Here is a 26,202-nt window from a genome sequence, read left to right as displayed (position 1 = left end):
GCGGATGGAAGGCCGCGCTAGGCGGCCTTGTCCATTTCACGGCGCATGATGAACTTGGTCCTTGTTTCCTGCACGATAGAAAAGCCATGCCGTTCATAGAAGCGGCAGGCAGGATTATTCTTCAGAACGAACAGGGCTATCGAGCCCGCCGTTGCATGGCACTCCTGCAAAAGTCTTTGCATGACCTGGGAGCCAATGCCACGTCTTTGATGAACAGGCGAGATATAGAGCTGCTTCAAAAAGATCTCGTCGCCAGTCTTCCGGAATTCGATCCAGCCGATGTCCTCCTCGCCGTCTCGGGTGATGATCCGGGTGTCTTCCGGACGCCACAGGCTTGCAAATTGCGCCTCCTGTTCTTCATCGACCCACTCGATCCAGGCCCTTGCGAGAGGTTTGATCGTTTCGCGATAAAGATGAAGGGCAAACGTGTAATCGTCGGAGCGAGCAGGTCGTAAGGCAACAATCATCGGAATATCAGCGGGGAGGAAACGATGTGGTCCAGGCGAACGCACCATATTCGTGGCGCTCGTTACCAAAAACCTGCAGACCGGATCAAGTGATCCGACCTGCATCCGGTCAGGCGTTCAAGTCCACGAGATCGACCGCTTCGAGACATCGTTGCGGATTGTGGCCAAAACGCCATGGTGTTCCAACCGGCTGCTCGCCGACGGTCCGTATCTTCGGGAGGCGATTGCTGCGACAAGTATCAAGATAAGGACGGCTCCAACATGGCTCGTGAGCTTGTGCCAGCCTTCATCCCGTTTGGCTTTCGGCCCTTCATTTCCGCCCGCAATCTGGCGTTCTCGACTCGGAGGATTTCGGCTCTCTCCACGTGCTCACGGTTGGCACGGGTCAGCTCCCGGGTCTCGCTCCTCAGTTCCGCAATTTCGGCCTTGAGCTCCTCACGTTCGGCAGCCAGGCGATCGTCTTGCTTGGCTTGTGTCTGAAGCGCGCGAATCTGCTGCTTCTGATCCGTCACCTTCTGTTGCAGCTTCCTGATCTTCTGCTCAGCTTGCACGAGCAGCCGCTCCAGGTCTTTCGGCTGCTGCTCAGGTTTCCCTGGCCCGATGAGCTTTTCGCCTGATCCTGTACGAAGCACGTCTAACCAACCTTTCCTGTCTGCGCCTCAAAAAGAACAAACACAGAACATACCAAAAGGTCAAGCCAGGGCATGACCTTTCTTCGCTGATTTCCTGGGGCGAAAGAGGTGAAGGCGAAAAGACGAGGGATCCTCTCGTCAATGGTGCCACACAACCATAAAACCGAAGAAGCGGGATTCCTTGCGGACAGCATGAACCAGATGATCCGACCGCCACAGGCTGATCAGAGACCTGCACTCGAGACTCTCGCGGGTTCGGTGGAGCGCGTCACCTTCCATAATGCGGAGAACGGCTTTGCCGTTCTCAAAGTGCATGCGCGCGGAAAGCGCGACCTTGTAACAGTGGTCGGTCACACCCCAGCTGTTGCTGCAGGCGAATGGATCACTGCCAGCGGGGTGTGGGTCAGCGATCGTATTCACGGTCTGCAGTTCAAGGCCGAGGTGCTGAAGACGACGCCGCCAACCGGGGCAGAGGGGATCGAGAAGTATCTCGCGACCGGTCAGATGCGCGGCATCGGACCTGCCATGGCGAAACGGATCGTGGCAGCCTTCGGAACCGACACGTTCGAGATCATCGAGGCTCAGCCGGAACGTCTGACCGAGATTCCGGGCATCGGCCCCTGGCGAGCGTCGAAGATCGTAGCGGGCTGGGCCGAGCAGAGGGCCGTGCGGGAGATCATGATCTTCCTGCACGCCCATGGAGTCGGGACGGCGCGGGCTGTGCGCATCTTCAAGACCTATGGCTATGAGGCCATCCGGGTGATGACCGAGGATCCCTATCGCCTCGCGAAGGACGTCCGCGGGATCGGCTTCCGAACGGCGGATGCAATTGCAGCCAAGCTCGGCATGGAGAAGACTGCTCCGCAGCGTATCCGGGCGGGCATCTCATTCGCGCTTCAGACCGCCACGGACGAGGGCCATTGCGGTCTGCCGGTCGAAGCTCTCACCCGTTTGGCAGGACAATTGCTCGAAGTGGATGCGACGCTGATCCGCACCGCAATCGCCGAGGAGCTTGCGAACGGGGAGGTTGTCTCCGATACGATCGGCGGGGAGATGTGCCTGTTTCTCAAAGGGCTCTATTCGGCCGAGAAGGCGATTGCCTCGCGGCTGATCGAGCGGGCATCTGCTCCAGCGCCCTGGCCTGAGATCGATCTCGACAAGGCGGTGCCTTGGGTGGAAAGCCGCACAGGAAAGACCCTGGCGGCGTCACAGCGTGATGCTCTCACGCTGGTGCTCAGCGCCAAGGTGGCCGTGGTGACGGGAGGGCCGGGGGTCGGCAAGACGACTCTTCTCGATTCGATCCTGCGCCTGCTCGTCGCCAAGGGCGTCAAAGTAGCGTTGGCGGCTCCCACGGGACGTGCAGCCAAGCGCATGGTGGAGCAGACCGGGTTGGAGGCCAAGACCATTCACCGCCTCCTCGAAATCGATCCTCAGCACGGGGGATTCTCGCGCAACGAAGAGAATCCGCTCGATTGTGATCTGCTCGTTGTGGACGAGACCTCCATGGTCGACGTGCCGCTCATGAATGCCCTGACCAAGGCCATCCCGCCCCATGCCGGTCTGCTGCTCGTCGGCGATGTCGATCAGTTGCCCTCGGTCGGCTCGGGCCAGGTGCTGGCCGACATCATCGCCTCCGGGCGTATCCCCGTTGCCCGTCTGACCGAGGTCTTCCGACAAGCCGCGGAGAGCCGGATCGTGGTGAACGCTCACCGCATCAACAACGGCCAGATGCCGGAGCCACCCAGGGCAGGAGAGAACAGCGACTTCTACCTTATCGAAATCGATGATCCCGAAGAGGGAGTGCCGAAGATCATCGAGATGATCAAGAACCGCATTCCACGCCGGTTCGGCCTCGATCCGGTCAAGGATATCCAGGTTCTCTGCCCGATGAATCGAGGTGTGCTGGGAGCCCGCAACCTCAACATCCAGCTTCAGGAGGTGCTGAATCCAAATCCTCCCGCCAAGGTGGAACGGTTCGGCTGGCGCTTCTCTCCCGGCGACCGTGTGATGGAGACGCAGAACGATTACAACAGGGAGGTGTTCAACGGCGACCTCGGGACGGTCGCCAGGATCGACGAGGAGGAGGGAGCGCTGATCGCCTCGTTCGATGGCCGGGAGGTGTCGTATCCGTTCGGTGAACTCGACACCTTGGTGCCTGCGTACGCGACCACGATCCATAAGTCCCAGGGGTCGGAGTATCCGGCGGTGATCATTCCAGTTGTGACACAGCACTTTACGATGCTTGCTCGCAATCTGCTTTACACGGGCGTCACCCGAGGCAAGCGCCTGGTCGTTCTCATAGGACAGAAGAAGGCCGTCGCCATGACTGTCAAAGGCGGGAAGGCGAAGAGGCGTTGGACCAAGCTGCAGGAGTGGCTGTCTTCGGCCTGATGCGCTCAGGGGCAGATGGCTCAGATCTTCACGGCATCCGCTTGCCGGCCCGGGAGAGGTATGGATCGCCCTCCCTCTGACGCACACGTTCTTTTCTGACGCCGCTGCAGGGTGGCAGGTTGCTCCAGCTATAGGTGCTACTTCTTTCTATCAGAACGGGACGAGCCGGCTGCCATGGCATCCCATGGGGCTGCTTGTCCAACCTCCAGGCCCGCACTAACATGTTAATCGATCCAGGCTCGCGCCAGACGAGCCAGATCTAGGAAGGACGTTGCCCTGGAGGATCAGATGACACGCGCCACTCGCCTGTCTGCACTCGCTTTTGCCGGCTTTCTACTCTCATCCGTCTCCGCCTTTGCCGGACCTAAGATCGTGTCCGGCCCGGGTCCAGACCCGAACTGCTTCAAACCTTGGAGCGCGCAGACCAAGTACATGCAATGGGACAAGAAACCCGGCCCATACCGCATTGCGGTGGTGAACGGTTTCGTCGGCAACACCTGGCGCATCCAGATGCTCCAGACCGCCAAGGCTTATGCCGAGCAATCCGGAGTCAAGGAGAAGATCAAGGAGTTCAAGGTTGTTTCGACCGGTACCGATGTGGCCGCACAACTCGGCGCCATCGAGGATTTCATCAACCAAGGCTTCGACGCAATCATCACGATCGCGGTGGCGCCCGATGGATTCGACCGCGTGATTCGCTTGGCCGACCGCAACAATGTAGTCATCGTGCCCTTCGACAATGTGCTCGACACCGACAAGGTCATGCAGGTGAACGAGGATCAGCTCGAGATCGGCCGTCTCTCGGCGCGACATCTTCTGAAGGAGCTGGGTCAGAAACGGGACGGCAAGATCCTCGAGGTCAGAGGCTTGCCTGGCAACTCCGTCGATCGTGACCGCCACCTCGGCTTCCGCGAGGTGATGGAGAAGGAAGGTAAGTTCCAGATCGTCGAGGTCGTCGGCAATTGGGATGACGGCACCGCCCAGAAAGCCACTGCCGATGCGATTGCCGTGCACGGCAAGTTCGACGGGGTGTTCACCCAAGGCGGGTCCACCGGCTCCGTTCGCGCCATGATGGATGCCAAGCACCCCTTCGTGCCTATGGCAGGAGAGGGCGAGAATGGATTCCGCAAGCTCATCGCGCAACATGCGAGCGCCGGGCTCAAGGGATTCTCCTACAGCCAGTCACCCGGACTCGTGTCGATCTCCATGAAGGCTGCGATCTCGGCGCTTGAAGGCAACCCGATGCCTCAGCTCATCTCGGTGCCGATCCCTGCGGTCGATTATACGACGCTCAAGGACAACGTGAATTACTGGTCGAACCTCTCGGACAACTTTTTCGCCGCGAACGAATTCCCGGCCTGCGGCGTGAACGTCACCGCACCGGAGATCATGGCGAAGGACGCCAAGAACACCCAGTAAGACACGGACGACCCGCTGCTCCTCTCCTGCTGCCGTTCAGGAGAGGAGTACCTCCCGAGCCTCCAAGGGGTCCCATGACCGAGCCTGAGCCTTTCTTCGTTCTTGAGAACGTCTCGAAACGCTATGGAGGCGTCCACGCACTACAGGACGTGAATTTCGCATGCGCCCGAGGCTCGATTCACGCGGTTCTCGGAGAGAATGGCGCCGGCAAATCGACGCTCATGAAGATCATGGCCGGTGTCGTGCAGCCCGATGTCGGCCGCATGATGCTCGAGGGCTCTCCGGTCGCGTTCCCCAATCCCGCGGCAGCCAACCGGGCCGGCATCGTCTGCATCTTTCAGGAGCTCTCGCTGATGCCGGAGCTCACAGTGGCAGACAACATCACCCTGTCGAACCCGCCGTACCGCTTTGGCCTGATCGATGGGCGAGCCCAACGCCGACGCTCCGAGGAGTTGCTGGCCCGGGTTGGTTGCGAGGACATCAACCCCTCCAGCCGCGTGGCTGATTTGCCGTTGTCCCGCCGACAGATGGTTGAAATCGCGAAGGCGCTCGGCCGAAACCCGGATCTCCTCATCCTTGACGAGGCGACCTCCGCACTCACGGCTAAGGATGTGGATCGGGTTTACCGTCTGCTCTTCGACCTGAAGGCGAGAAATCTAAGCATTCTCTACATCTCCCACCGCATGCATGAGATCGAAGCGCTGGCCGATCGCTGCTCCGTCTTTCGCAATGGGCGGCATGTGGAGACCTTCACCAAGGGCGCGCGGAGCCGTGACGAAATCATCGGCCTCATGATCGGGCGCGAGATCGAAGGGCAGTTCCCGCCCAAGCCCAGTCGACCGAGGCCAGCTCCGCTCATCGAGATCCGGGATCTCGCCTGGGAGAACCGCCTCACTGGGGTGACGCTCGAGGCCGGTCGCGGTGAAATCGTGGGGCTGGGTGGCCTCGATGGTCAGGGCCAGAAGGAATTGCTGCTTGCTCTGTTTGGTGTGCTGCGGGGCGTGAGCGGAAAGGTGATGGTCGAGGGCAACGTCGTGGCGCCGTCGTCACCCAACGCCGCCAAGAACGGCAGAGCCCGTCTGGCGCTGGTGCCGGAGGATCGCAAGAGCGAAGGTCTCATCCTCTCGATGTCGATCTCCGATAATCTCTCCATGGCCTCGCTTGGCCGTCTCTCGTGGGGACCTTTCATCAATGCAGGCCGTGCCCGGGCCGCGGTGGAGAGAGCCATTGAGCAGCTGCGGATCAAGATTGGTGATCCGAGCGATCCGGTCTCGACCCTGTCGGGCGGCAATCAGCAGAAGGTGGTCATCGCCAAGTGGCTCGCGACGAATCCGGACGTGATCCTTCTGAACGATCCGACCCGCGGCATCGACGTAGGGACAAAGCAGGAGATCTACCGCCTCATGCGCGAACTCGCGGAGGCTGGGGCCTGCATTCTGTTCTACTCCACCGATTACGAGGAACTCATCGGGTGCTGCGATCGGGTCGCCGTCATGTACGACGGACGTATCGTGCGCGAACTCGCAGGTGACGCCATCAATGAGCACAACCTCATCGCGAGCGCATTGAACATTGTGGAGCAGCGGGAGCCGACCCATGTCTGATGCCGTTCTCACGCGCGACGCCGCCGAAGCAGGCGATGCCGCACGCCGGCGAGGCAGCCTCGGCCTGAAGCTGCAACAGCAGGCAGGCATTCTCGGCGCCCTGGCGCTCTTCATCGTTCTCTATCTCTTCTATCAGGCGAACCATCCCCGCGGCTTTACAGGGCAGATCCTGATCCAGAACGCCAACGAGGCTTTTGCCCTGGCGCTGATCGCGATGGCGCAGACGGTACCGGTTCTCATGGCAGGACTTGATCTCTCGGTGGGCGCCGTCATGACGCTTTCCGGCTGCATTGCCAGTCATCTTGTCAATGGGACGCCAAGCGAGATCGCGCTCGGTATCGCAACCTGTATTGGAGTCAGCGCCAGCTGCGGCTTCATCAACGGCTGTGTAGTGGTTTATGGGCGCATTCAGCCGATCATCGCGACCCTCGCCACGAGTGCGATCTACATGGGCTTCGCCCTCATTCTACGGCCGACACCGGGCGGCAAGGTGCATGAGGATCTTTCCTGGGCATTGACGAACGACGTGAGGGAGTTCGCGTTGACCTTCGGCCTTTTCGAGAACGGCGAGGCGGCGTGGCTGCAGCCATTCGCCTGGGTCCCGGTGCCGTTGGTCCTTCTCGGCCTCATTGTTGTGCTGATCTGGGTGCCGTTCACCCGCACCGTGACAGGCCGGACCGTCTATGCCATCGGGTCCTCGGAGGGAGCCGCCTACATGTCGGGGCTGCCCATCAATCGGGCGAAGCTCGCGGCCTTTACCATGGCCGGTCTCTTCGCCGGGCTCGGCGGCCTTTTCCTGGCGCTCCAGACTTCCTCCGGGAATGCCGACATCCCGCAGGCGGGCGCCTACACGCTGAATTCCATCGCGGCGGTGGTCATCGGCGGCACATCGCTTCTTGGTGGGACCGGAAGCGCTATCGGTTCCGTGATCGGCGCCCTGGTGTTGCGCACGATTTCGTTCAACTTCCGCATCTTCGACATCGCACCCCTCCTCCAGCCGCTCTTCGAGGGTCTCGTGCTTCTCGCCGCCGTGAGCCTCGGCGGTCTGAAGCTGCTGCGCCTCAAGAACAAACTCGAGGTGTTCCGGTGACCAGAGCCGCCGCTACCAGAAACACTCCGCAAGCCTATCGTCTCGGGCCCGACGACAAACCCGTGGTCTTCGCGGCCGGTTTCGTGCTGCTCATCCTGATCGTAGGGACGGGCTACACTCTCTTCACGCAAGGCAGCATGCCGCTCCTGCAGCCGCAGTATCTCCTTCAGCAGCTTCAGGTGGGATCCTTCCTGGGCATCGTGGCGGCCGGCCTCATGCTTGTGATCCTTCTCGGCCACATCGACCTTTCAGTGCCCTGGACCCTCACGGCCGCGGCCATGATGGCCACAGCCGCCGGAGGGGCATGGGCTCTTCCTGTCGGACTTGGGATCGGCCTTCTGGTGGGGGCCATCAATGGCCTCGGGGTCGCCTATCTGCGGGTGCCGTCCATGATTTTCACGCTTGGCGTGAACGCGGTGATGCGCGGCCTCATGGTAGCCCACACGGGCGGCTTTGCCCCGCAGACGGCAGCCACAGATCTGATGCAGTATCTTGCGGTCGCCCGCATCGGCGGCGTGATCCCTGTCGCGCTCCTCGTTTGGCTCGTCGTTTCGATCGTCGTCGTTGTGGTCCTGACGCGCACCATTCTCGGCCGCGCCATCTACGCTATCGGCAACCGGGAGCGGGCGGCCTATCTTTCGGGTATCCAGACGAACCGCGTGATCCTCGTCGCGTTCGCCCTGTCGGGCGCAATGTCTGGTCTTGCTGGCGTTCTTCTGGCGGGCTATTCCACGAAAGCCTATCAGGGCATGGGAGATGCGTATCTGCTGCCGGCGATCGCCGCCGTCGTCATCGGGGGTACCAACATCCTTGGCGGACGTGGCCGCTATCTCGGAACGCTTTTAGGCGTTATTCTGATCGTGCTCCTCAATTCCGTGCTTTCGATCATGCAGATGCCCGAGGCGGGCCGGCAGATCATTTACGGCACCGTTATCATTGCGATGCTGCTCGTTTACGGGCGCGGAAATACCGTTACAGGGTGACGCGCGCCTTGGCTGGAGAGGTTCGGATCTGACCCGGGCAGCGGTTCAAGTGATCAAATCATAGGAAGGGCGGAGATCCCGTTTTCGGCTCAAGACGAACTCTGTTTCGCCCATGATTAACGAAATAACGAGAACTGACGGTGGATACTGGCGATGATCGCCCTTGAGAATCCGAGTCGAACTGCGCTGTGTCAGCATATCTGATCCTGTTCCTGAGCCTTTTCGCCGCCATTCTGGTGATGGGCACGGCCATCCTCTTCCTGCACGGATACAACGACGATCTCGCACGAGCTGAGGGCGATTTGGCGAATCTGGCACTTGAACTTCAGGAGCGGACGGAGGGAACCTTTCGGGCCATCGAGAATGTACTGTGCGACGTCGTCGGGAGAATTCCTGAGCCCAGCCTCAAGGCGGGCGAATTAGATGCTTTCTCCGCATCGCAGGCGACAAAAGCCATTCTGGTGGGGGCGGCTCATTCCCTGGCTCAGATCATCCGCATCGATCTCATCAATGGCCGGGGGCGAATCGTAGGCTCATCGAATCCCCACCTGATCTCGGATTCGATCTATGTGACGGACACCTCCTATTTTCAGACTCTCTCGACGGATGCGTCTCTGCTTTCGTATCTGGGAGAGCCTATGACGATCAAGACAACCGGTAAAAAGGTTCTTTCCCTGGCTCGGAAAATCAGCGACGCCGAAGGAAATTTCCTCGGCATAATCGTGTCCACCATCGATCTCAGCCATTTAGAAAGAATTTACAAGGATCATCTCGGAACACGCTCGTTGGCGATCACGCTCTATCGACGTGACGGCATCGTTCTTTCCCATAGCCCGATCGCCCAGGGAGCGCTTGGGCGCCGATTCTGGAAGCCCAACACCCCTCTGCAGCGGGTGATCGCAAAAAACAACCCGACTCTCGTTCGCGACATGAGCAGGATCGACGAGAAGGAACGGTTGTTCGCGCTTCATCCTCTCGCCAACTATCCAGCCGGCATAGCGGTGAGCAGAACCATCTCCGAGCTCATGGCCGGACGCCGCCTTGAAGCTCGCTTGATCCGCTTCATCGCCTATCTCATGGATGTCGCAATAGACACTGCCAGCCTCCTCGGCCTGAGGCATGTCAGAACCGGCATTCTCAGGGCCGCCAGCGAGAGCTACCTGTCGCGCCACGATATTCTGACCAAGCTGCCCAACAGGCTGCTTTTCAGTGAGGAACTGAAGCGAACATTCCTGGCATCGCAAAGGTCTGGCTCAGATTTCGCTTTGTATCTTCTCGACCTCAACCGGTTCAAAGATATCAATGACACTCACGGGCATGGTGCGGGGGACGAGATCATTCGAACCGTGTCACGTCGATTGCGCGAGCGTCTCAGAAAGAGCGATTTCATCGCTCGAATTGGCAGCGATGAATTTGCAATCATTCAAAGGCCAATCAAAGGCCGGCAGCAGGTCATAGACCTTGCCATGGCCATGCAAGCCGCCATGAAGTTTCCATGCACTGCCAACAACGCGGAAATCGAAGTTGGGATTTCCATCGGGGTCGCGCTTGCATCCTCTGACGGCAAGACTGCGACCGAACTCATGAAGTCGGCCGATGTCGCCCTCTACGCGGCGAAGTCCGATTCCGAGAGCAGCTACCGGCTATACGATCCGAACATCAAGGATTCTCGGATCGAGCGCCGCGCCCTTGAAGGGGCCCTGAAGACCGCCCATGAGAACAGGGAATTCGAGTTGTTCTATCAGCCGATCCTTGATCTGGCGACCAATCGGATGTGGGGGTGCGAGGCCCTGGTGCGGTGGAAACACCCCAAGAAAGGAATGATCTCACCTCTCGAGTTCATCCCGACCGCAGAGGAATCCGGTCTCATCGGCCCCATTGGCGACTGGGTGCTCGAGGAAGCCTGCTTGACGGCCATGACGTGGGATCTCCCGTTGAAGGTCGCGATCAATCTCTCTCCGGTGCAATTCAGGCGGCGGGACGTTTATGCCAGCGTTAAAAAGGCCTTGGCCATATCCGGAATGCCGGCTCATCGACTGGTTCTGGAAATCACGGAATCCGTCAAACTCACCGAGGAAGCGACGGCAACCCTCAAACGACTCAAGGGGCTGGGAGCGTCGATCTCGTTGGATGATTTCGGCACGGGTTACGCATCAATGAGCTATCTCAGGAGTTTTCCGTTCGACAAGATCAAGATTGATCAGTCTTTCGTGCGGGGAATGATGGACTCATTGGACAGCCGTGCGATCATCAAAGCCACCATTGGTCTCGCCAAAGACCTCAAGATGAGTACGACCGCCGAAGGTGTCGAGACCGAAGAGCAACTCAACGCTCTGCGACTGGCCGGCGCCTCCCAAGCCCAGGGCTATCTCATAGCAAAGCCAATGCCCCGGGAAGCCATCGCAGATTTCATCGCGAATCTTCGAAAGGCTCAGCAGAATGCAAGAGACGATCAGTTTGCAGCCCGAGCCATAGCTTAGCACCTGGGCCGGATCATTGAGACTGCCAGCAACCTTGGATACACAGCAATGAGCAGTTCCAAGACGAACCGCTCTGTTGTCTCTGTTCAAGCACTAAGTCGACTGCCCCTGAAGATATCCCTTAGCCGCTCTAACCGGAGCGTTGCACCGCGGTGCTATGGTCGTGAGTACATCCTCGGGGGCGGTACGACCCAGCCAGACATCCAAAGCCGTAGTCGCAACCCAGCCCGGTTCACTCACCGCACGATCAGTAAGGATTGGGAGTGCAGCATCGGCGCAGGCTCTGACATCCGCAATGACCGCCTGAGGCGCGCGTGCCTCGGCGAGACGTTTGTCCATCTCAGCCTGTAGTGGATCAACAATCAGCAAATTGACGATGAAAGCCAAAATCTCGTGGAACATGTCCACCTCCCATTCCCGACAGTCAGATCAGATACGATCCGACATCACGTAAGTGTGGGCACAGCTTACGCCAGAGGGGCCCGGATCAGGGTCCCTACCAAGGTAGGTAGAGTTCGTAAGGGTTCAAGGCACGGGATACTAGGATCCGAAGATATCCTTTCAATCAGCGACTTCAGGCGGTTTGATCCAGTCCTCGGTAACAGGCTCCCGATATGATGGTGTCGGCCGGATTCATGTCGTCTGCATGGGCAATCGCAGAGCTTGGCTCAGTGGAGGTCTGCCTCCACCCGCGCTGAGATCGACCGTCCTGCCATGCCTCACTTGTGGTCAGCTTCGTCGCAGATCCTGGTTCAGTGACCTGAAAGAAAGCTCTATGAGCCGGAGCATCGATTGCCTCAACAGACCGATCCGAGGATCATGCCGGCTCCATGCCATTCCGGCGCTTTGTCGCTTCAGACTCGGACGAGTTCAGGTATTCGATGAAGGCACGCGCTTCCGCCGGCTGGGAGGCCGTTCTCGAGATGCCGACGGCGAACAGAATCAAGGCTTGAATCTGCGGAGGAAAAGGGCCGAGGATTTCGATGCCGGCGACACGAAGAAGCTCAATCAATTATTGAGAACCGAGTTCTGCTTCCCCGCTTGCTACGCGGCGCCGACCGGCACTCCTGGAGGAGCCTGGACCCGGCGCTGCGACACTGGTCCGGCGATGCCCCACCTGTCCAACAGTCAGATGACGTGATCGCCACTGGGTCCTGTAGAATAGCAGATGCTCCTTGCAGCGAGAACAGCTTGCCTCACCGCCTCCTCGCTGTCGATACGAACCCGTGACGAGCCTGAACGGGCGGCAATGGCAATGCCGGAACGGGCGAATCCCACAAGGCTTCTGGACTGGATGTATCCTCCTGACATCAGCTTCTCCATTGCGGTGGAGGCAAGGGCAACGATATCCGTGCCCGTGAATGCGTATTAAGCGCAACGGCAAAGTCATTGTCGTCATTCACATGCCGTAAAACAAAGCCCATCCTAGGCAGGATCAGTGACGCGAAAAGCCAGTCCGGTATTACCTGCGGCGCGTACGAGCGGCACATTCCTTCAGTCAAGAAGAAAAAGACAAAGAGGACGTGAGTCGTCGCAAGGACAATCAGTTTTTACCCTGAAAACTTCCGAGAGTCCGGTTCAATACAGGCCTTCTCCCCGAGGCTGGTTTCTGTTGCTCTTCCTGCTTCTCGGGTCTGAGTTAACCTTGGGAGACCTCGACTTTATTGGCTGTCTCTTGGATCCTGACAACGATGCTGTTGGGGGTCCTGTAGTCGGAGAAAGGGCTATTTATGTAAGGTCTTAAGCCTTCATTTGCCTTGGCTTCGTTCTTCTGCAGGTCAGGCACTTACATCCGATCGGCTTGATGAACGTTTCGAAATAGTTCTTGCCATAGTTGTAGGTGATTTCGTCACCTGGCTTGATGCGCTTGATGGCCTTGATGCGGATCCTCCCGCGCGAGACTACGGCTTCAGCATTCGGCCGGCAGGCGTGATTGATGTAGCGGGCCGTGTTCCAACGCGGTGAACCGTCGATTGTCCAGCGGCTGTTGATCTCGAACAGATAACGGGTGTTCCGGCGACGCTGGACCTCTTCATTCGAGATCTTTGGGCCCAGGTACTCAATGATGAACGCCCCCTTCTCGATCACTTCAGTTGCGAACAGGCCAAGGCCGGTTTCAGACCGCCTGACGCGAAAAGGCTCCTGCAACGCTATGACTCTCATGGACCGTGAATGCTCCGGTTCTTTTAAAAACACGCAAGTGTCTGTCAAACGTTCTGCAATTGATCAAGTTCGAAGAACGGATGAGCCGCCAAGCGCGCCAGGAGAGGAGGAGCCCCCAAAGGGCAGTGAGACGCTCCTGAGATGTGTTCCCACGAACAGCGTCATTTCAGCGAAGGCTGACAGGCCATTGTAGGGGCAGCCAATGATTCCAAGAAGGCGATGTGCTTGTGATTGGCCGGGCGCCATAGGCATCCCGACTCGCGTTTAAGAAGCTCGGCCGAGCGACTATGACGCTCCACGCAACGTTGCTTGAACGGCAAAACGGAGAGCGCAGGCGGAGATAACCCCGCCTGCGCTCTGGCAAACCAACGCCGGGTAACGAGCGATGTCTCAGCGTCAGAAAGGCAAATTAGTCACTGCTGTCCGCGACAGAGGCCCGGTACTGAACGCGCAAGTCTTCAACGGCTTGAACGAAAGGAAGGCGACTTGCCTCATGATGGCCCAGAATGTCCTGCCGCACGAAGTCCTTCAGTTCCTCCTCGGCGGAGCTTCTATTGACCCGCTCGAGTTCCAGCGCGATCCTTTGATCCATGTTTTCCAGAACATTCAAAAGGTAGTGCAGTTTTGCTTGTGCCTCTGAACTAAGGAGCGCTGGATAAGTGTCCGCGATCGTCTGCGTTTCAGACTTGAGCATATGCTCCATGGCTTGCCTCGCTGGTGGAACCTTAAGCAATAGTTTTTAGGCGAGGGAGAATAGGAGTGTGATCAGGCGTTCCGCAACACTTCCGGTGGTACTTGATACTTCTTGGCTAGTCACGGCCTCTATGAGAGGCTGTGATATACCCCGTTAGGATGATCCTCGGCATGAGAAGATTTGTTGGTTATCCCGTCTAGCGAACGTCTCAGCGCTTGCCGGTCGCGATGTGGCTTGGCAACAAGATGTCAGTCTTTCATAGGCCATGACATAGATCTTTGTGCCTTTATGAACGGGATTTCTGAGACTCAGCCGTCAGTCTAGGCAGATCCCTTGTCATCCAGGCGATCATGCTATCGGCCGTCTTGAGATGCTCAGGCATTGAGATGAAGGGGCCGTCCATAGCAGCGGTGGATGCTGGATCTTCTGGGTCCAGAATAAGATCGGCAGCGTTCTCTGGCTCCGAGTCTGTGGTCCTGCCGAATCCCAGGAAAAGCAGCAGAAGCATACCTAGTGAGCCGAGAGCCACAGCAAGCAGAGATATTGCTAAATCGACAGCCAACCCATTACCCTTGTCGTCGACAATCTTGGCAGACTAACACCATCCTGTCGCCCCTCCAACAACAAGCAACCGTCTTTGAACTCTGCTTCCAAGTTAAACATGGGGACAGGATTGATGGGTTTTTGTGTCCGCTGGCGCGGTGCCGCGCCCTGTCTCTTGCGAGACCTGCACATCGGACGCTTCGCTGGTTCGGCGTCGCACCAACTCTGAACCAGAGCATTGGGCTCAGCTGCGTGCTGGTCGGCGGCCCATTACAATCAAGGCCTCTTGCCAGTGTGGCGGAGTACAACCTCGCCAAGAGGTCATTTGCCTCTTCGTGGCGGGCATAGCGAGACGAGGGGCACCTGCTCTTGAAGAGTGCGCCGGGGGCCAAGGTCGAGGGAGCAGTCCTCCCTATGCTATAGAATTCCCTGCGCCAAACAAACAATCACCTCGACCCCGCATCTAGGAACTCGCCACGGGGTTCTGCTGCGAAGAAATCGCTGCCCGAGAAGCATTCTTGCGGTCTGATGCATTGAACTCGCGGCCGCCGCTCAAGTGGGAGAAGAGGGACGGGAAGGTTCTGTTGAGCAACCAAGCAGCCGCGAACGATATAACGAGAGTGAGGAACGTCGTACCGAAGTAATTCGCGATCAAGCCAGCATCTCCTTGAGGTGGCAGGAGTACCGCAAGGCCATCCTTGACGAAATGATTCAGCGGCCAGTGAATGGCGTGCAGGAAGAATGCGAGCGCACCCCAGGTCACGATCTGCCGTCCGATAAAGGTTCGCATCAGGAAGGGCGCGCAACCCCAGAAGGCATAGACGCCGAGCAGCCGCATCAAACGAGTCAGAGGCTCCAGAACAATATAGCCGAGCACGGTGCTCTCCGTCACGAAGGCTGGTGCGACAGTCCTCATGCCGACAACGATCAGGTAAACCACCATCGCGGCAATTGCTGCCTTCGGGGGAATGAAATCAAGGTTCCAGTTGCGGCTCTGAATCACGCCGCCGAGATAGAAGAAGAAGAGCACGTCGTTTCGGAAAAAGACCGGTACATCGAAGTCGAAGAGCCAGATCAGCCCGATGGCAGCAAGCCCAATGTAGGGGATCCTCCGAAGGATAAGACCTAGGAGAGGAGTGCAGAGAACCGTTAGGAAGAGGTCACGCAGAAACCAGAACTGGAAATTGACGGGGCGGCGAGTGATGCCCGCGAGTGCGTTGACGAGCTGAGTGAAACCGAGATCATCCAGATTGTAGTTGTCTATCAAAATCAGGAACCCGGAGTTGGGTGAGATCATCCGGATAACAAAGAAGACGACGAGGACGATTGCGCACCAGGAGATCATGGGAAGAAGGATCGAGAACGTCCGACTCCTGATCCGCTTCCAGTAGAATTCGATTCCAGGCCTCCAGTTTCTGAAGAACAGGTAGCCTGATATCGCGCCCAGGAGCGGTACGGAACTATAGAAGAGATAAACGAAATAGATGTTCACGAATGTCGCGAGCGCGTGCTCTTTGTCAAAGCCCGTGAAGCCATCGAAGGGGGAGGTGACCGAGCCCGGGAAGTTGCCGTAGTGCAGGAAAACGAGACCAATCACCAGAAGGAGACGTAGAAAATTTATCGCATCCCGATGCCTTTCTTCCATGGTGCAGCTCCTTGTTTCTGCGTCGCAATGCGCCTCGTCGAATGCGTCTCACACTTGGGCAGGCCCGCTATCTCAGAGGCGTGCCGAAGCGATCGGCAAGCGGAGAACCCCGTTCATGAAGCGGTTTGGACCAACAGCGGCATTCCCCGTGTAACACCTCGACTACTCACGGCGGTTCGGTGAGGCTTGTTCGCCGTAACATGCGCTTGATGGGTTGGCACGATAATCCCTTGGTGCAGCTCGATAGTGCGGATCTCACGAAGAATCTCGTGGAACAAAGCGTCAGATCGGAGATTCCTTCCGGCGTGAGCCGTTTCGCAACTGGCAAAACAGGACTTGCCCGGGACCTGTGATCTTCACGACGATTGCCAGTAGAGCGATTGCCGGACTTAGAACCATGATAAAGATAAGCGCCAGCACGAAGCCAAAAGGCAGATTTGCGGAAGATCGGCATCGGATCCAACACGCTCAAGGCATCCTGATCTATTCTCGTTGGACTGCACCATCCCTCGGTATTCGGAGCCCTCCATCTTGAAAGAATCAGCGGCAGCGTCGGGGGGTAGGCTTACTTATGGGGATAATACCGTCTATTACTACAACGGGTGATTGTTTGCTCGGAATGTGAGAGCTGTATCTAAGGGGTTATACCTGACGGTAGGAGTGTAGGCTCCGAGCTGTCTTGCAGCACACAGGCGACAACGTATTGGATGGTCGCATACCCCCGGAACACCCTCCTGAACAAAGCTCAAACTGATGGGACATGTAGGCGGATGTCGGTTCAGTAAGCCATATGCTTCATGAAAGAGATCCTGCTAGCGAGCGACCGGGAGCGAGCCATCCGTTGGGCCTTGGGTGCTCGGGAGATATCCTCTTTTCTGAGCTTTCCGCATCCGGGGTACTCGTCAATTCGCAACAATTTGCCTCTCGTGGCAGGCATTGTGAGACGGACGGGTCATCTTGCACCCTCACGTATCTCTCGATCCGGCCACGCGATCGATGTGACGATAGCATCCTCGGCTCCTTCCGGTATGGCTGAGTGATCGATAAGAATGGATGGAGTCACAGGGGATGATAGGAATTGGCTGCCTGGCGCCTCTCGTGCTGTTCGTGGCGGGAGCCATCCTCGGACATGTCGTGATGGGCTCGGTTGGCGTGCCGTGGGGAGCCGGCCTCGGATTTGGAGCCGGAGTGGCGATCCTGGGCCTCCTGGGGTGGGCCCTTGACAGGATCAAAAGACGGTAAACCTGGACAATGCGCCAAGTCGGTCGCGATAGCATGCTTCCCCCAAATCCGAACTGGCGCTACAGCTTCGGCTTCGATTCACATGAGACGGCCGATCCGGGATGGCAAGCTGGCGTGACGAGAAAAATCAGAAGGCACGTGTCCGCCTGGAGAAGCGCCTCACCGAATTTTTTCCGCCCTGCGTGCTCTCTCACGCGCTCCGACAGCCCCTGATCCCGCCGACCCAGCGGCGGGCGGTGGAGTCGTACTGGCGACATCGCCCTCTCCTGGCCGATCGGCTGGCGCGGGCTCTCTCGGCCCGAAGTGGCCAGCCTGCAGGCTGGCAGTGGCGTATCGGATCGGACAAGACATCCGGCGTGGCCCTATCCTTCCGCACGCCGCCGGCGCCTTACCGGGAGGCAGCCTTCGCCCGGGGATCGGGGCATTGCTGTGTCTGCGGCCAACCGGTTTACAGACTGGGATGGCATCGGGATCTCTGGGGCGACGGGAAGCCGAACCGGAATGCCACCTGGCATGCCGCCTGCGTTGTCGCGTGGCAGCTTTGGACTTCGCCGGCCGATCACCTGAAAGCGCTGAAAAGGCGCCAAGGGAGGAAATGCGCCAGGACAGGCCGACGTCTGCTCAGGAGCGCCGAGGTGGATCACCGTGTTCCACTCTACGCTGTCTGGTCGGAGCATCGCCTGCTGTCATGGCCTGAGCTGCTCGCCTTCTGGGGTGTGCCCAACCTCCAGGTGATCAACAGGGCGGCTCACCTTGACAAGTGCGCCGAGGAAGCGACGGAGCGGGCCAGGCGCCGCGCCGTCCTGCTGTCCCCGAGCGAGAGCGGCGCGGACGAGCCCATCTCGTGATCATTCAGCGTCAGTCCTCAACGGACTTGCGAAGGGGCCGCCGAGATACTGTTTCTCTCGAGAAGGATGCGTCCGTGCATCGTGCGGCGCTACGCTTCCCCCGCCTTGCCCAGGGCGGATCTCATCGTGAGCCGGATCAACGTCGGGGCTTCTGGCAACTCTCTCCTGCCGGGCTGGTTAATAGGAGTTGATCAGACGACCGCGTGGGGAACAAACCAATGCTTGAAATCGACGAAGGGCAGGTTCGTCAAAGTGAAGCTGCCTATCCTCAGCATGCCGCCTCAATTGCCCTGACCATCAACGGCGAGAGCTGTCAGCTCCAGGTCGATGCACGCACGACGCTCCTTGATGCGCTGCGGGACCGGCTTCATCTGACGGGAACGAAGAAGGGGTGCGGCCTCGGTCAATGCGGCGCCTGCACGGTGCTCGTCGATGGCCGCCGTGTCGTGTCATGCCTAACCTTGGCTGTTATGAACCAGGGCAAGTCGATCACCACGATAGAAGGAATCGGCGACGGCGAGCTGCATCCGCTCCAGAAGGCTTTCGTCGAGCACGACGGATTTCAGTGCGGCTATTGCACCCCGGGTCAGATCATGTCGGCCATCGGCTTGATCCAGGAGGGCCGAACCCGATCTGACGATGAAATCCGGGAGAATATGAGCGGCAATCTGTGCCGGTGCGGCGCCTACACCAATATCGTCAAGGCCATCAAGGATGCTCTCGTGCAGGGGGTCGACGCGCCTGAAGCCATGCGGCAGGCCGTCGAGGCGATCCGGCAGGATGCCGAGAAGGGGGAATAGCGTCATGGTCCCTTTGTCCTATATCGCCGTCGCGACTCCGGAAGCTGCAATCCGCCGAACCGCCGAAGGGCAGGGTGCCGAGTACATCGCGGGTGGCACCGACATGATTCAGCTTTTGCAGGAGGGCATCGTTGCGCCCTTGGAGCTCGTCGACATCAACGGCATCGCGTTCGATGATGTCTCCGTGGCCATCGATGGGATCCGGATCGGCGCGATGGCCCGGCTTTCCGATGTGGCGGACGATCCCGTGATCCGTGAACGTGTTCCGGTCGTTTCGAGAGCTCTGTACGAGTCGGCCTCGCCCCAGGTCCGCAACATGGCAACGGTCGGGGGAAATCTGCTTCAACGAACCCGCTGTCTTTACTTTCGCGATGCGACAACGCCTTGCAACAAGCGCGTGCCAGGGTCCGGATGCTCGGCGCTGGACGGGCAGAACCGCGTCAATGCCATTTTGGGCGGAAGTGATCACTGCATCGCAGCCTATCCTGGAGATCTCGCCGTGGCTCTTGTGGCGGTCGATGCCGAGTTGATGGTCACAGGTCCGACAGGTGAGCGCACGATTCTGGTCGAGAACCTGCATCAGCTTCCGGGCGACACGCCTCATATCGAGACGGTGCTCAAGCCTGGCGACCTGATCACGGCGATCTGGATCCCGCTCGCTGCTGCGGGACGACGCTCGCATTATCTGAAGGTTCGGGACAGGACCACATTCGAGTGGTCGCTCGCCTCCGCTGCCGTGTCCCTGGGCCTGCACGACGACGTGATCCTGGACGCCCGGGTCGCGGTCGGTGGGGTCGGGACGAAGCCCTGGCGCCTGCGGCACGTGGAGGACATGCTGGTCAACCAACGCCTGGACCAGGCTCTTGCTCGGGCCGCGGGTGAGTGCTCCGCAGATGGCGCGGAGCCGCGCGGGCAAAACGCCTTCAAGGTCACGCTGCTCCGGCGGACCGTTGAACGGGCTCTGCTTCAGATCGGAGGTCTGGCATGAATGCGCCCCTCACCCCATCCGTGGGCCAGCCTGTCAGCCGTGTGGACGGTCCGCTGAAGGTCACGGGCCATGCCCGCTATGCCGCCGAATTCGATATCCCCGACATGCTGCATGCCGCGTTGGTGTTGAGCACGGTGCCGAATGGAACCATCGCGGCGATCGACGATGAGGCTGCAAGGCGGGCTCCGGGCGTTCATGCCGTCATCACGCACGAGAACGCACCGCGCCTTCCCTACAGGCGCATGTCTCAGCGCCCCCAGGTCGACGCGCAGTCGGGCGACCAGCTGCAGGTCTTCCAGGGGCCGAAGATTCACTTCAACGGGCAGCCTGTTGCGGTCGTGGTGGCAGAGACGCTGGAGCAGGCGACCCATGCCGCGAGTCTGGTGAATGTCGCTTACGAGGAAGACGAAGCCTTCACCCGGTTCGAGCTCGACAGAGGCCAGCGTCCGAGCTCCGGGAACGAGAAGGCCGGCCGTCCGGCCGAAACCCAAATGGGAGATGCGGATGCGGCGTTTGCTGCCGCACCGGTGAAAGTGGACGCCACCTACATCCAGCCCCGTGAGCACCACAACGCCATCGAACCGCACGCTACGATTGCCCTTTGGGACGGTGATTTCCTGACCCTCTACGACAAGACGCAATGGGTCGATAACGACCGGAAGGAGATCGCCCATGTGTTCGGCATCCACGAGGATGCGATTCGGGTGGTGTCCCCCTTCGTCGGCGGCGCCTTCGGGTCGGCGTTGCGAACATGGCCCCATGTGACGGTCGCAGCCCTTGCGGCCAAAGTCGTAAGGCGGCCCGTCAGGGTCGAGCTGACCCGCCGCGAACTCTATACCTCCGTGGGCTTCCGGCCCCACACGGAACAACGGGTGGCGTTGGGAGCCGAACGGGACGGCACGCTCACGGCGATCATTCAGGAGGCCTGGACCCAGATCTCGGATTACGAGGAATATGCGGAGGTGACCCTCGACCCGGCGCGCAATACCTATGCGTGCCCGAATGTGCGCACCCGCTATCGCCTGGTCGAGATGAACACCAACTCGCCTTGCCCCATGCGCGGACCGGGCGTCGCCACAGGGCTGCTGGCCCACGAGACGGCCATGGATGAACTCGCGGTGGCGCTTGGCATGGATCCCATCGCGCTGCGCCTCAAGAACTATGCCGAGAAGGATCAGCACAAGGATCTTCCCTGGTCGAGCAAGGAGTTGCGGGAGTGTTACCGCATCGGGGCGGAGCGGTTCGGCTGGGCCGGACGCAACCCGGAGCCGCGCTCCATGCGGGCGGACGGGCAGTTGGTCGGCTATGGCATGGCGACGGCGGCCTACCCAGCCCACCGTTCCAAGGCATCTGCCGAGGCGACGCTGTTCTCGAATGGAACGGCGCTCATCCGCACGGCTGCATCCGACATGGGGCCGGGCACCTACACGTCGATGACACAGGTAGCCGCCGATGCTCTCGGGTTGCCCTTGGAGGCCGTCCGCTTCGAACTCGGCGATACCGATATGCCGTTCGCGCCCGTGCATGGCGGCTCGATCACGCTTGCCAGCGTCGGAACGGCTGTCGAGGCCGCCTGCCGGGCCTTGCTGGATGATCTTTCGCATGTGATCGGGGCGGATCTGAGCGGCCCCTTTGCCGGTCTGAGTGCCGACGACCTTGAATGGCGCGACGGAGGTGCCGTCAGGCGCGGCGGCGGAGAGATGGTGCCTTTTGAAAAGCTTCTGCGCGAGCTCAAGCTCGACAAGATCGTCGGGCATGGGACCTCGGCTCCGGGCCAGGAGAGTAAAACTTACTCGAGCTGCGCCTTCGGAGCCGTGTTCGCGGAGGTGCGTGTGGATCCGGACCTCGGCACCGTCCGCGTTCACCGCGTCATCGGCGCCTACGACATCGGGCGGGTCGTCAACCCCAAGACAGCTCACAGCCAGTGTATTGGCGGAATGGTCGGGGCCATCGGCATGGCACTTCTGGAGCAGGCGGAATGGGACGAGCGCTTCGGGCGGGTCATGAACAGCAATCTCGCCGAGTACCTCGTGCCGGTCTGTGCCGATATCCGGGAACTCGATGCATTCTTCGTGGAGAGCGAGGATAGGATCTTCAATCCGCTGGGAGTGAAGGGCGTCGCGGAACTGGGAATCTGTGGGGTCGCTCCCGCCATCGGCAATGCCGTCTACCACGCCACGGGCAGACGCATTCGCGACTTCCCCATTCTTCCCGACAAGCTCCTCTAGAGTATTTTTCGGCGAAGTGGATCCGGTTCGCCGAAAAATGCGGCACACCCAGGAAGAGATGATTCCACGCAAGTGGAAACAGCTCTAGTCCCGCGGGAAGGCAGCCAGGATTGCGACGCAGGAACAGAAGGAGGAGGCGGTGCAGCAGGAGCCTGCTGCCTGTGCATCTTAGCCAAGCGGCCAGTGCAGTTCTCGGATCCGGCCTTCGTCGGTTATCCGCTTGCCAGCCTGTCTGCAACGAAGGCGCCTGTCGGGCGTCGCGAACACTATCATGAAAAGCGCCCCTATGCTGTCATTCGCCAGATGTCCTGACCAAAGCAGTCACGGCCGCATGCCGTCCTTTCCTGAATTCGTGCTGCTCATCGCCCTGGTGATGAGTCTCGGTTCGCTGTCGATCGACAATCTGCTTCCGGCCTTCGGTCCGATCCAGGCCGACTTCGCCATCTCCAATCCCAACGACCTCCAGCTCCTGATCACCGCCTACATGGTGCCTTTCGCCATCATGCAACTGGTCTACGGTCCAGTCTCCGATGTGATCGGACGACGGCCGACCTTGATGATGGGTCTGGCGATCTATGTTGTCGGCGGGCTGATCGCGACGTTCGCCTCCAGCTTCGCCATGTTGCTGATCGGGCGGGCCGTCCAGGGGGCTGGATTGGCGTCGACGCGTGTGCTCACGGTCGCGATCGTGCGCGACCGGTTCGCCGGCCGGGAGATGGCGCGTGTCATGTCCATCACGATGATGGTCTTCATCATCGTGCCGATCCTGGCGCCCGCGTCAGGCAGCCTTCTGCTGCTTCTGGGCAGCTGGCATTGGATTTTCGGAACGATCGTCGGGGTCGCGGTTCTGGTGGCCGCCTGGTTCTACACCCGAATGCCCGAAACCCTTCACCAGGAGCACCGGAGATCCTTCTCGCTCGGTCAGATCGCATCGGCCGTCAGAATGACTGTCTCCACCCGCATCAGTATCGGGTATGCGACCGGGATGGGGCTCATGTTCGGCTGCCTCATGTCCTATATCGGTTCGTCCCAGCAGATCTTCGAGACGGAAGTCTATGGGCTCGGAGCCTGGTTCCCAGTGGCTTTCGGCAGCATCGCAATGCTGATGGGGCTTGCTTCCTTCACGAATGCGCGGCTCGTGCGGCGACTGGGAATGCGACGGCTGTCGCATATCGGCATCTGCGGCTTTACCCTTGTCGCCGCGACGCAGGTGGCCGTGGCGCTCCTCTTCGATGGGCGGCCGCCGCTTCTGCTCTACGCATCGATCTTCGCGATCAACCAGTTTCTGTTCAGCCTGACCATGCCCAACTTCAACGCCATGGCGATGGAGCCTCTCGGGTCCATCGCGGGCACGGCCTCGTCGTTCATCGGGTCTTATACGACTCTCGTGGGAGCGGTGTTGGGGTTTGTGATCGGCCGCTCGTTCAATGGAACGGTCATCCCGTTGAGCCTCGGCTATCTCTGTCTTGGAGCCGCATGCCTTCTCGTCGTTCTCTGGACCGAGCGAGGGCGTCTTTCCATTCGAGGCCAAACGGAGACCAGACCAGAGGAGCGTTTGTTGAAGAGTGCCGCAGAATAGAGACAGCTGCGCTCCGGCACAGAGTAGCGCCTCCCTTTTTCGACGCCGCGTGAACATTCTGCGGAGGGTCCGTCAACTTGGCCAGTTGATGCGCTCTTCCTGTCCCGCTCGCTCACCCGGGGTCCCTCATGATCAATTTCAAGGTCAACGGTGGAGATCGAAGCGTCGATGTGCCGCCGGACATGCCCCTGCTTTGGGCTCTCCGCGACATCATCGGCCTGACCGGAACGAAGTTCGGGTCGGCATCGCCCAATGCGGGGCCTGCATCGTTTACCTGGATGGCAAGCCGACCCGGTCCTGAATTCTGCCCGTCTCCTCGGTCGGCACCCGGCCGATCACACTCACTGACGTGGCCGCGGCACGTAAAATCGGTTCGTCCGGCCCATCTTGGATCAACACTGCAACGATATCCGTGAGGGAAGCGGAGGCCCTTCGCCGAGCTCCCGTATCGTGGCATGCATCCGATGAGCATAGCCGACCTCATCAGAATACCTCTGCTCGATAGGGGCCCGGCACCCGTTTAAATGGCAAGCCCGTACTTTATGGCACATAATGTGGTCAAAAAAGTACAGATCGGGTTCACTAATGGCCGTAGTCGACCCCAGATTGCCATCGTAGGCTCTCCCAAAGCTCCTCATCGAAGGGGCGGCAGGGTGGAAACGATGGCGGCTTCAGGTCCAAAGCTGAGCTACGACTTCATCATTGCGGGCGGAGGTTCCGCCGGATGTGTGGCGGCGACACGGCTGGTCCGTGATTTCGGCTGTCGTGTGCTCCTGATCGAGCGAGGACCCGCCAAGACGGCATCCATCATGCGCATGCCGGCCGGATATATGAAATATCTCGCCCGGGACGATTTTCTCGAGATGCACCAGACCGTGCCTCAGCGGCACCTCGGGGGAAGAGCCCCGATCGTTCCCCAGGCGAAGGTCCTCGGTGGCGGCAGCGCCGTGAACGCCATGGTCTACATGCGCGGTCAGCGAGAGGACTACGACAGCTGGAGCGCCTATCTCGGAGACGGGAGCCGCTGGTCGTACGCGGACGTGCTTCCTCACTTCAAGGCTTTGGAGCGAAACACGAAATTCAACAACGCCTACCATGGCATCGATGGCGACCTGCTCGTTTCCGACCCGGGAAGTCTGTGCGACACGACTCAGGACTTCATTCTCGCCGCACAGGGTCTGGGCCATCCTTACAATCTCGACTTCAACGGCGAGCGCCAAGAGGGCGTCGGCGTGATGCAGCACACCATGGGGCGCGCCGCCAACGGCCGGATGGTGCGCTGTGACGCCGTGGCGGCGTTCCTGTCACAGGTCATGGGGGATCCGCGCCTGACCGTCGTGACGGACGCTCTCGTCACCAGGATTCTCATCAAGGCCGGCCGCGCCGTCGGCGTGGAGTACAGCACCAACGGGCAGCAGGCTCAGGCCTATGCCGATGGCGAAGTGCTCGTGGCGACGGGCACATACAACACGGCGAAACTGCTTATGCTGTCGGGGCTCGGCCCAGCCGATCACCTGAGGGAGCATGAGATCCCCGTGGCGGCCGACCTTCCGGGAGTGGGAGCCAATCTGCAGGATCATCATGAGGTGCCGCTGATCGCATCGACGCACCGGCCCAGCGGATACTTCATGCAGGACAAAGGCTGGCGCATGGTGCGAAACGGCCTCCAGTATGTTCTCTTCGGGACCGGACCCGTCACGACGACCGGAATTGAAGCCTGTCTGTTCTACGATCCGGACGGTGGCGAGCGGCCGACCGTTCAGCTGTACTGCGCGCCGATCGTGTATCTGGACCGGGACGTATCGAGCGCAAAGCCAACCTATGGCGTTACGCTGACTTCGTGCCTGCTCCGACCAAGGGCGCGCGGCTCAGTCCGGCTGCGCTCCTCGAACCCTGCGGACAAGCCCATCGTCGACACGAATTTCTTTGGTCATCCGGACGATCTGCGCCTGACATTGGCTTCCCTCCGCTTCGCCCGCCGGCTGCTTGCAACGAAGCCGATTGGACCGAAAATTGCGGACGAGCTGCTGCCCGGACCCGGCGTGGAGAGTGACGAGGCTCTCGCCGATTATTGCGGCAAGACCGTCAAAACCAATTATCACCCCTCGGGCTCCGCCCGGATGGGTCCGGACAGCGACCCGACGGCCGTGCTCGATGCCCGGATGCGGGTGCGAGGGATCGAAGGCCTTCGGGTGATCGATTGCTCCGCTATACCGTTCATCCCTTCCGCCAACACGAATGCGGCCGCCATGATGCTGGGACATCGTGCGGCTGAATTCGTGGCAAATCCAAGCCAAGAAGTCGCCAAGGATCGACGCTACGAAATGGTATCCTAAAATCAAATCTGGCCCGGGAAGCGAGATTCACTGGGGAAGCCTGTAAAACAGTCAGCGTATTCGGCTCAAT

At 59.7% G+C, this 26,202-nt stretch carries 20 protein-coding genes and 1 pseudogene; 15 read left to right on the top strand and 6 right to left on the bottom strand.

All coding sequences use genetic code 11. The features are described 5' to 3' along the window. Positions 1 to 17 precede the first annotated feature (17 nt). Positions 18 to 515, bottom strand: a complete 498-nt coding sequence (locus E4K09_RS26245; protein ID WP_166802528.1) for a GNAT family N-acetyltransferase — start codon at positions 513 to 515, stop codon at positions 18 to 20. Between the two features lie 776 nt (positions 516 to 1,291). Here E4K09_RS26245 and recD2 point away from each other — a divergent pair. The 6 genes from recD2 (at position 1,292) to E4K09_RS26210 (ending at position 11,066) form a co-directional block, all read left to right on the top strand. After that, positions 1,292 to 3,490: an SF1B family DNA helicase RecD2 gene (gene recD2, locus E4K09_RS26235; protein ID WP_134500585.1), complete on the top strand. Its 2,199-nt coding sequence runs from the start codon at positions 1,292 to 1,294 to the stop codon at positions 3,488 to 3,490. Between the two features lie 288 nt (positions 3,491 to 3,778). Then, positions 3,779 to 4,909, top strand: a complete 1,131-nt coding sequence (locus E4K09_RS26230; RefSeq protein ID WP_134500584.1) for a sugar ABC transporter substrate-binding protein — start codon at positions 3,779 to 3,781, stop codon at positions 4,907 to 4,909. A 74-nt stretch (positions 4,910 to 4,983) separates the two neighbouring features. After that, positions 4,984 to 6,513 (top strand): sugar ABC transporter ATP-binding protein, encoded by a 1,530-nt coding sequence (locus E4K09_RS26225; RefSeq protein WP_134500583.1) that lies wholly within the window; start codon positions 4,984 to 4,986, stop codon positions 6,511 to 6,513. Continuing rightward, positions 6,506 to 7,603 (top strand): ABC transporter permease, encoded by a 1,098-nt coding sequence (locus E4K09_RS26220; protein ID WP_134500582.1) that lies wholly within the window; start codon positions 6,506 to 6,508, stop codon positions 7,601 to 7,603. Before E4K09_RS26225 ends, E4K09_RS26220 begins: the two co-directional genes overlap by 8 nt. Next, the gene (locus E4K09_RS26215) at positions 7,600 to 8,586 is read left to right on the top strand and encodes an ABC transporter permease (protein ID WP_134500581.1); all 987 of its coding nucleotides are present in this window, start codon (positions 7,600 to 7,602) and stop codon (positions 8,584 to 8,586) included. Before E4K09_RS26220 ends, E4K09_RS26215 begins: the two co-directional genes overlap by 4 nt. Positions 8,587 to 8,774: 188 nt before the next feature. After that, the gene (locus tag E4K09_RS26210; protein ID WP_134500580.1) at positions 8,775 to 11,066 is read left to right on the top strand and encodes a putative bifunctional diguanylate cyclase/phosphodiesterase; all 2,292 of its coding nucleotides are present in this window, start codon (positions 8,775 to 8,777) and stop codon (positions 11,064 to 11,066) included. Between the two features lie 93 nt (positions 11,067 to 11,159). Here E4K09_RS26210 and E4K09_RS26205 read toward each other — a convergent pair whose 3' ends face one another. Beyond that, complete coding sequence (locus tag E4K09_RS26205) at positions 11,160 to 11,468, bottom strand: hypothetical protein (RefSeq protein ID WP_134500579.1); 309 nt, start codon at positions 11,466 to 11,468, stop codon at positions 11,160 to 11,162. Between the two features lie 373 nt (positions 11,469 to 11,841). Between E4K09_RS26205 and E4K09_RS30530 the strand changes: the two genes are divergently transcribed. Further along, on the top strand, positions 11,842 to 12,207 hold the full coding sequence (locus tag E4K09_RS30530) for a hypothetical protein (RefSeq protein ID WP_244610700.1): 366 nt from the start codon (positions 11,842 to 11,844) through the stop codon (positions 12,205 to 12,207). On the opposite strand, the gene E4K09_RS31190 is transcribed toward E4K09_RS30530, so the two are convergent. The 4 genes from E4K09_RS31190 to E4K09_RS26185 form a co-directional block, all read right to left on the bottom strand. Next, on the bottom strand, positions 12,195 to 12,377 hold the full coding sequence (locus tag E4K09_RS31190) for a hypothetical protein (protein WP_425293887.1): 183 nt from the start codon (positions 12,375 to 12,377) through the stop codon (positions 12,195 to 12,197). The genes E4K09_RS30530 and E4K09_RS31190 overlap by 13 nt on opposite strands. 429 nt (positions 12,378 to 12,806) lie before the next feature. Further along, the gene (locus E4K09_RS26195) at positions 12,807 to 13,229 is read right to left on the bottom strand and encodes an SET domain-containing protein (protein ID WP_134500577.1); all 423 of its coding nucleotides are present in this window, start codon (positions 13,227 to 13,229) and stop codon (positions 12,807 to 12,809) included. A 409-nt stretch (positions 13,230 to 13,638) separates the two neighbouring features. Next, positions 13,639 to 13,932, bottom strand: coding sequence for a hypothetical protein (locus E4K09_RS26190; protein WP_134500576.1), 294 nt, complete (start codon positions 13,930 to 13,932; stop codon positions 13,639 to 13,641). Positions 13,933 to 14,929: 997 nt separating this feature from the next. Then, positions 14,930 to 16,111: an acyltransferase family protein gene (locus E4K09_RS26185; RefSeq protein ID WP_134500575.1), complete on the bottom strand. Its 1,182-nt coding sequence runs from the start codon at positions 16,109 to 16,111 to the stop codon at positions 14,930 to 14,932. A gap of 1,068 nt (positions 16,112 to 17,179) precedes the next feature. On the opposite strand from E4K09_RS26185, the gene E4K09_RS29520 reads away from it, so the two are divergent. The 8 genes and pseudogenes from E4K09_RS29520 to E4K09_RS26145 all read left to right on the top strand — a co-directional run bounded on the left by E4K09_RS29520 (position 17,180) and on the right by E4K09_RS26145 (position 26,132). Continuing rightward, positions 17,180 to 17,353, top strand: coding sequence for a hypothetical protein (locus tag E4K09_RS29520; RefSeq protein ID WP_166802527.1), 174 nt, complete (start codon positions 17,180 to 17,182; stop codon positions 17,351 to 17,353). A gap of 101 nt (positions 17,354 to 17,454) precedes the next feature. Further along, positions 17,455 to 18,201 carry a hypothetical protein gene (locus E4K09_RS26175; RefSeq protein WP_134500573.1) on the top strand — a complete coding sequence of 249 codons (747 nt, stop codon included), beginning with the start codon at positions 17,455 to 17,457 and terminating at the stop codon, positions 18,199 to 18,201. A 218-nt stretch (positions 18,202 to 18,419) separates the two neighbouring features. Next, positions 18,420 to 19,001, top strand: coding sequence for a (2Fe-2S)-binding protein (locus E4K09_RS26170; RefSeq protein WP_134500572.1), 582 nt, complete (start codon positions 18,420 to 18,422; stop codon positions 18,999 to 19,001). Between the two features lie 4 nt (positions 19,002 to 19,005). After that, positions 19,006 to 19,989 carry an FAD binding domain-containing protein gene (locus tag E4K09_RS26165; RefSeq protein WP_134500571.1) on the top strand — a complete coding sequence of 328 codons (984 nt, stop codon included), beginning with the start codon at positions 19,006 to 19,008 and terminating at the stop codon, positions 19,987 to 19,989. Next, a complete protein-coding gene (locus E4K09_RS26160; RefSeq protein WP_134500570.1) occupies positions 19,986 to 22,217 on the top strand; it encodes a xanthine dehydrogenase family protein molybdopterin-binding subunit in 2,232 nt (743 codons plus the stop codon). Before E4K09_RS26165 ends, E4K09_RS26160 begins: the two co-directional genes overlap by 4 nt. 331 nt (positions 22,218 to 22,548) lie before the next feature. Then, positions 22,549 to 23,796, top strand: coding sequence for a multidrug effflux MFS transporter (locus E4K09_RS26155; protein ID WP_244610699.1), 1,248 nt, complete (start codon positions 22,549 to 22,551; stop codon positions 23,794 to 23,796). Between the two features lie 128 nt (positions 23,797 to 23,924). Next, positions 23,925 to 24,094 (top strand): annotated as a pseudogene (locus tag E4K09_RS30525) ((2Fe-2S)-binding protein); the annotation flags it as partial. Positions 24,095 to 24,458: 364 nt separating this feature from the next. Further along, complete coding sequence (locus E4K09_RS26145; protein WP_134500569.1) at positions 24,459 to 26,132, top strand: GMC family oxidoreductase; 1,674 nt, start codon at positions 24,459 to 24,461, stop codon at positions 26,130 to 26,132. Positions 26,133 to 26,202: the final 70 nt, after the last annotated feature.

Origin of the sequence: Microvirga pakistanensis (assembly GCF_004458765.1) — a bacterium.
Lineage (GTDB): Bacteria > Pseudomonadota > Alphaproteobacteria > Rhizobiales > Beijerinckiaceae > Microvirga > Microvirga pakistanensis.
The sequence above is the reverse complement of the archived record's forward strand: the minus strand, read 5'-3'. Positions and strand labels throughout refer to the sequence as shown.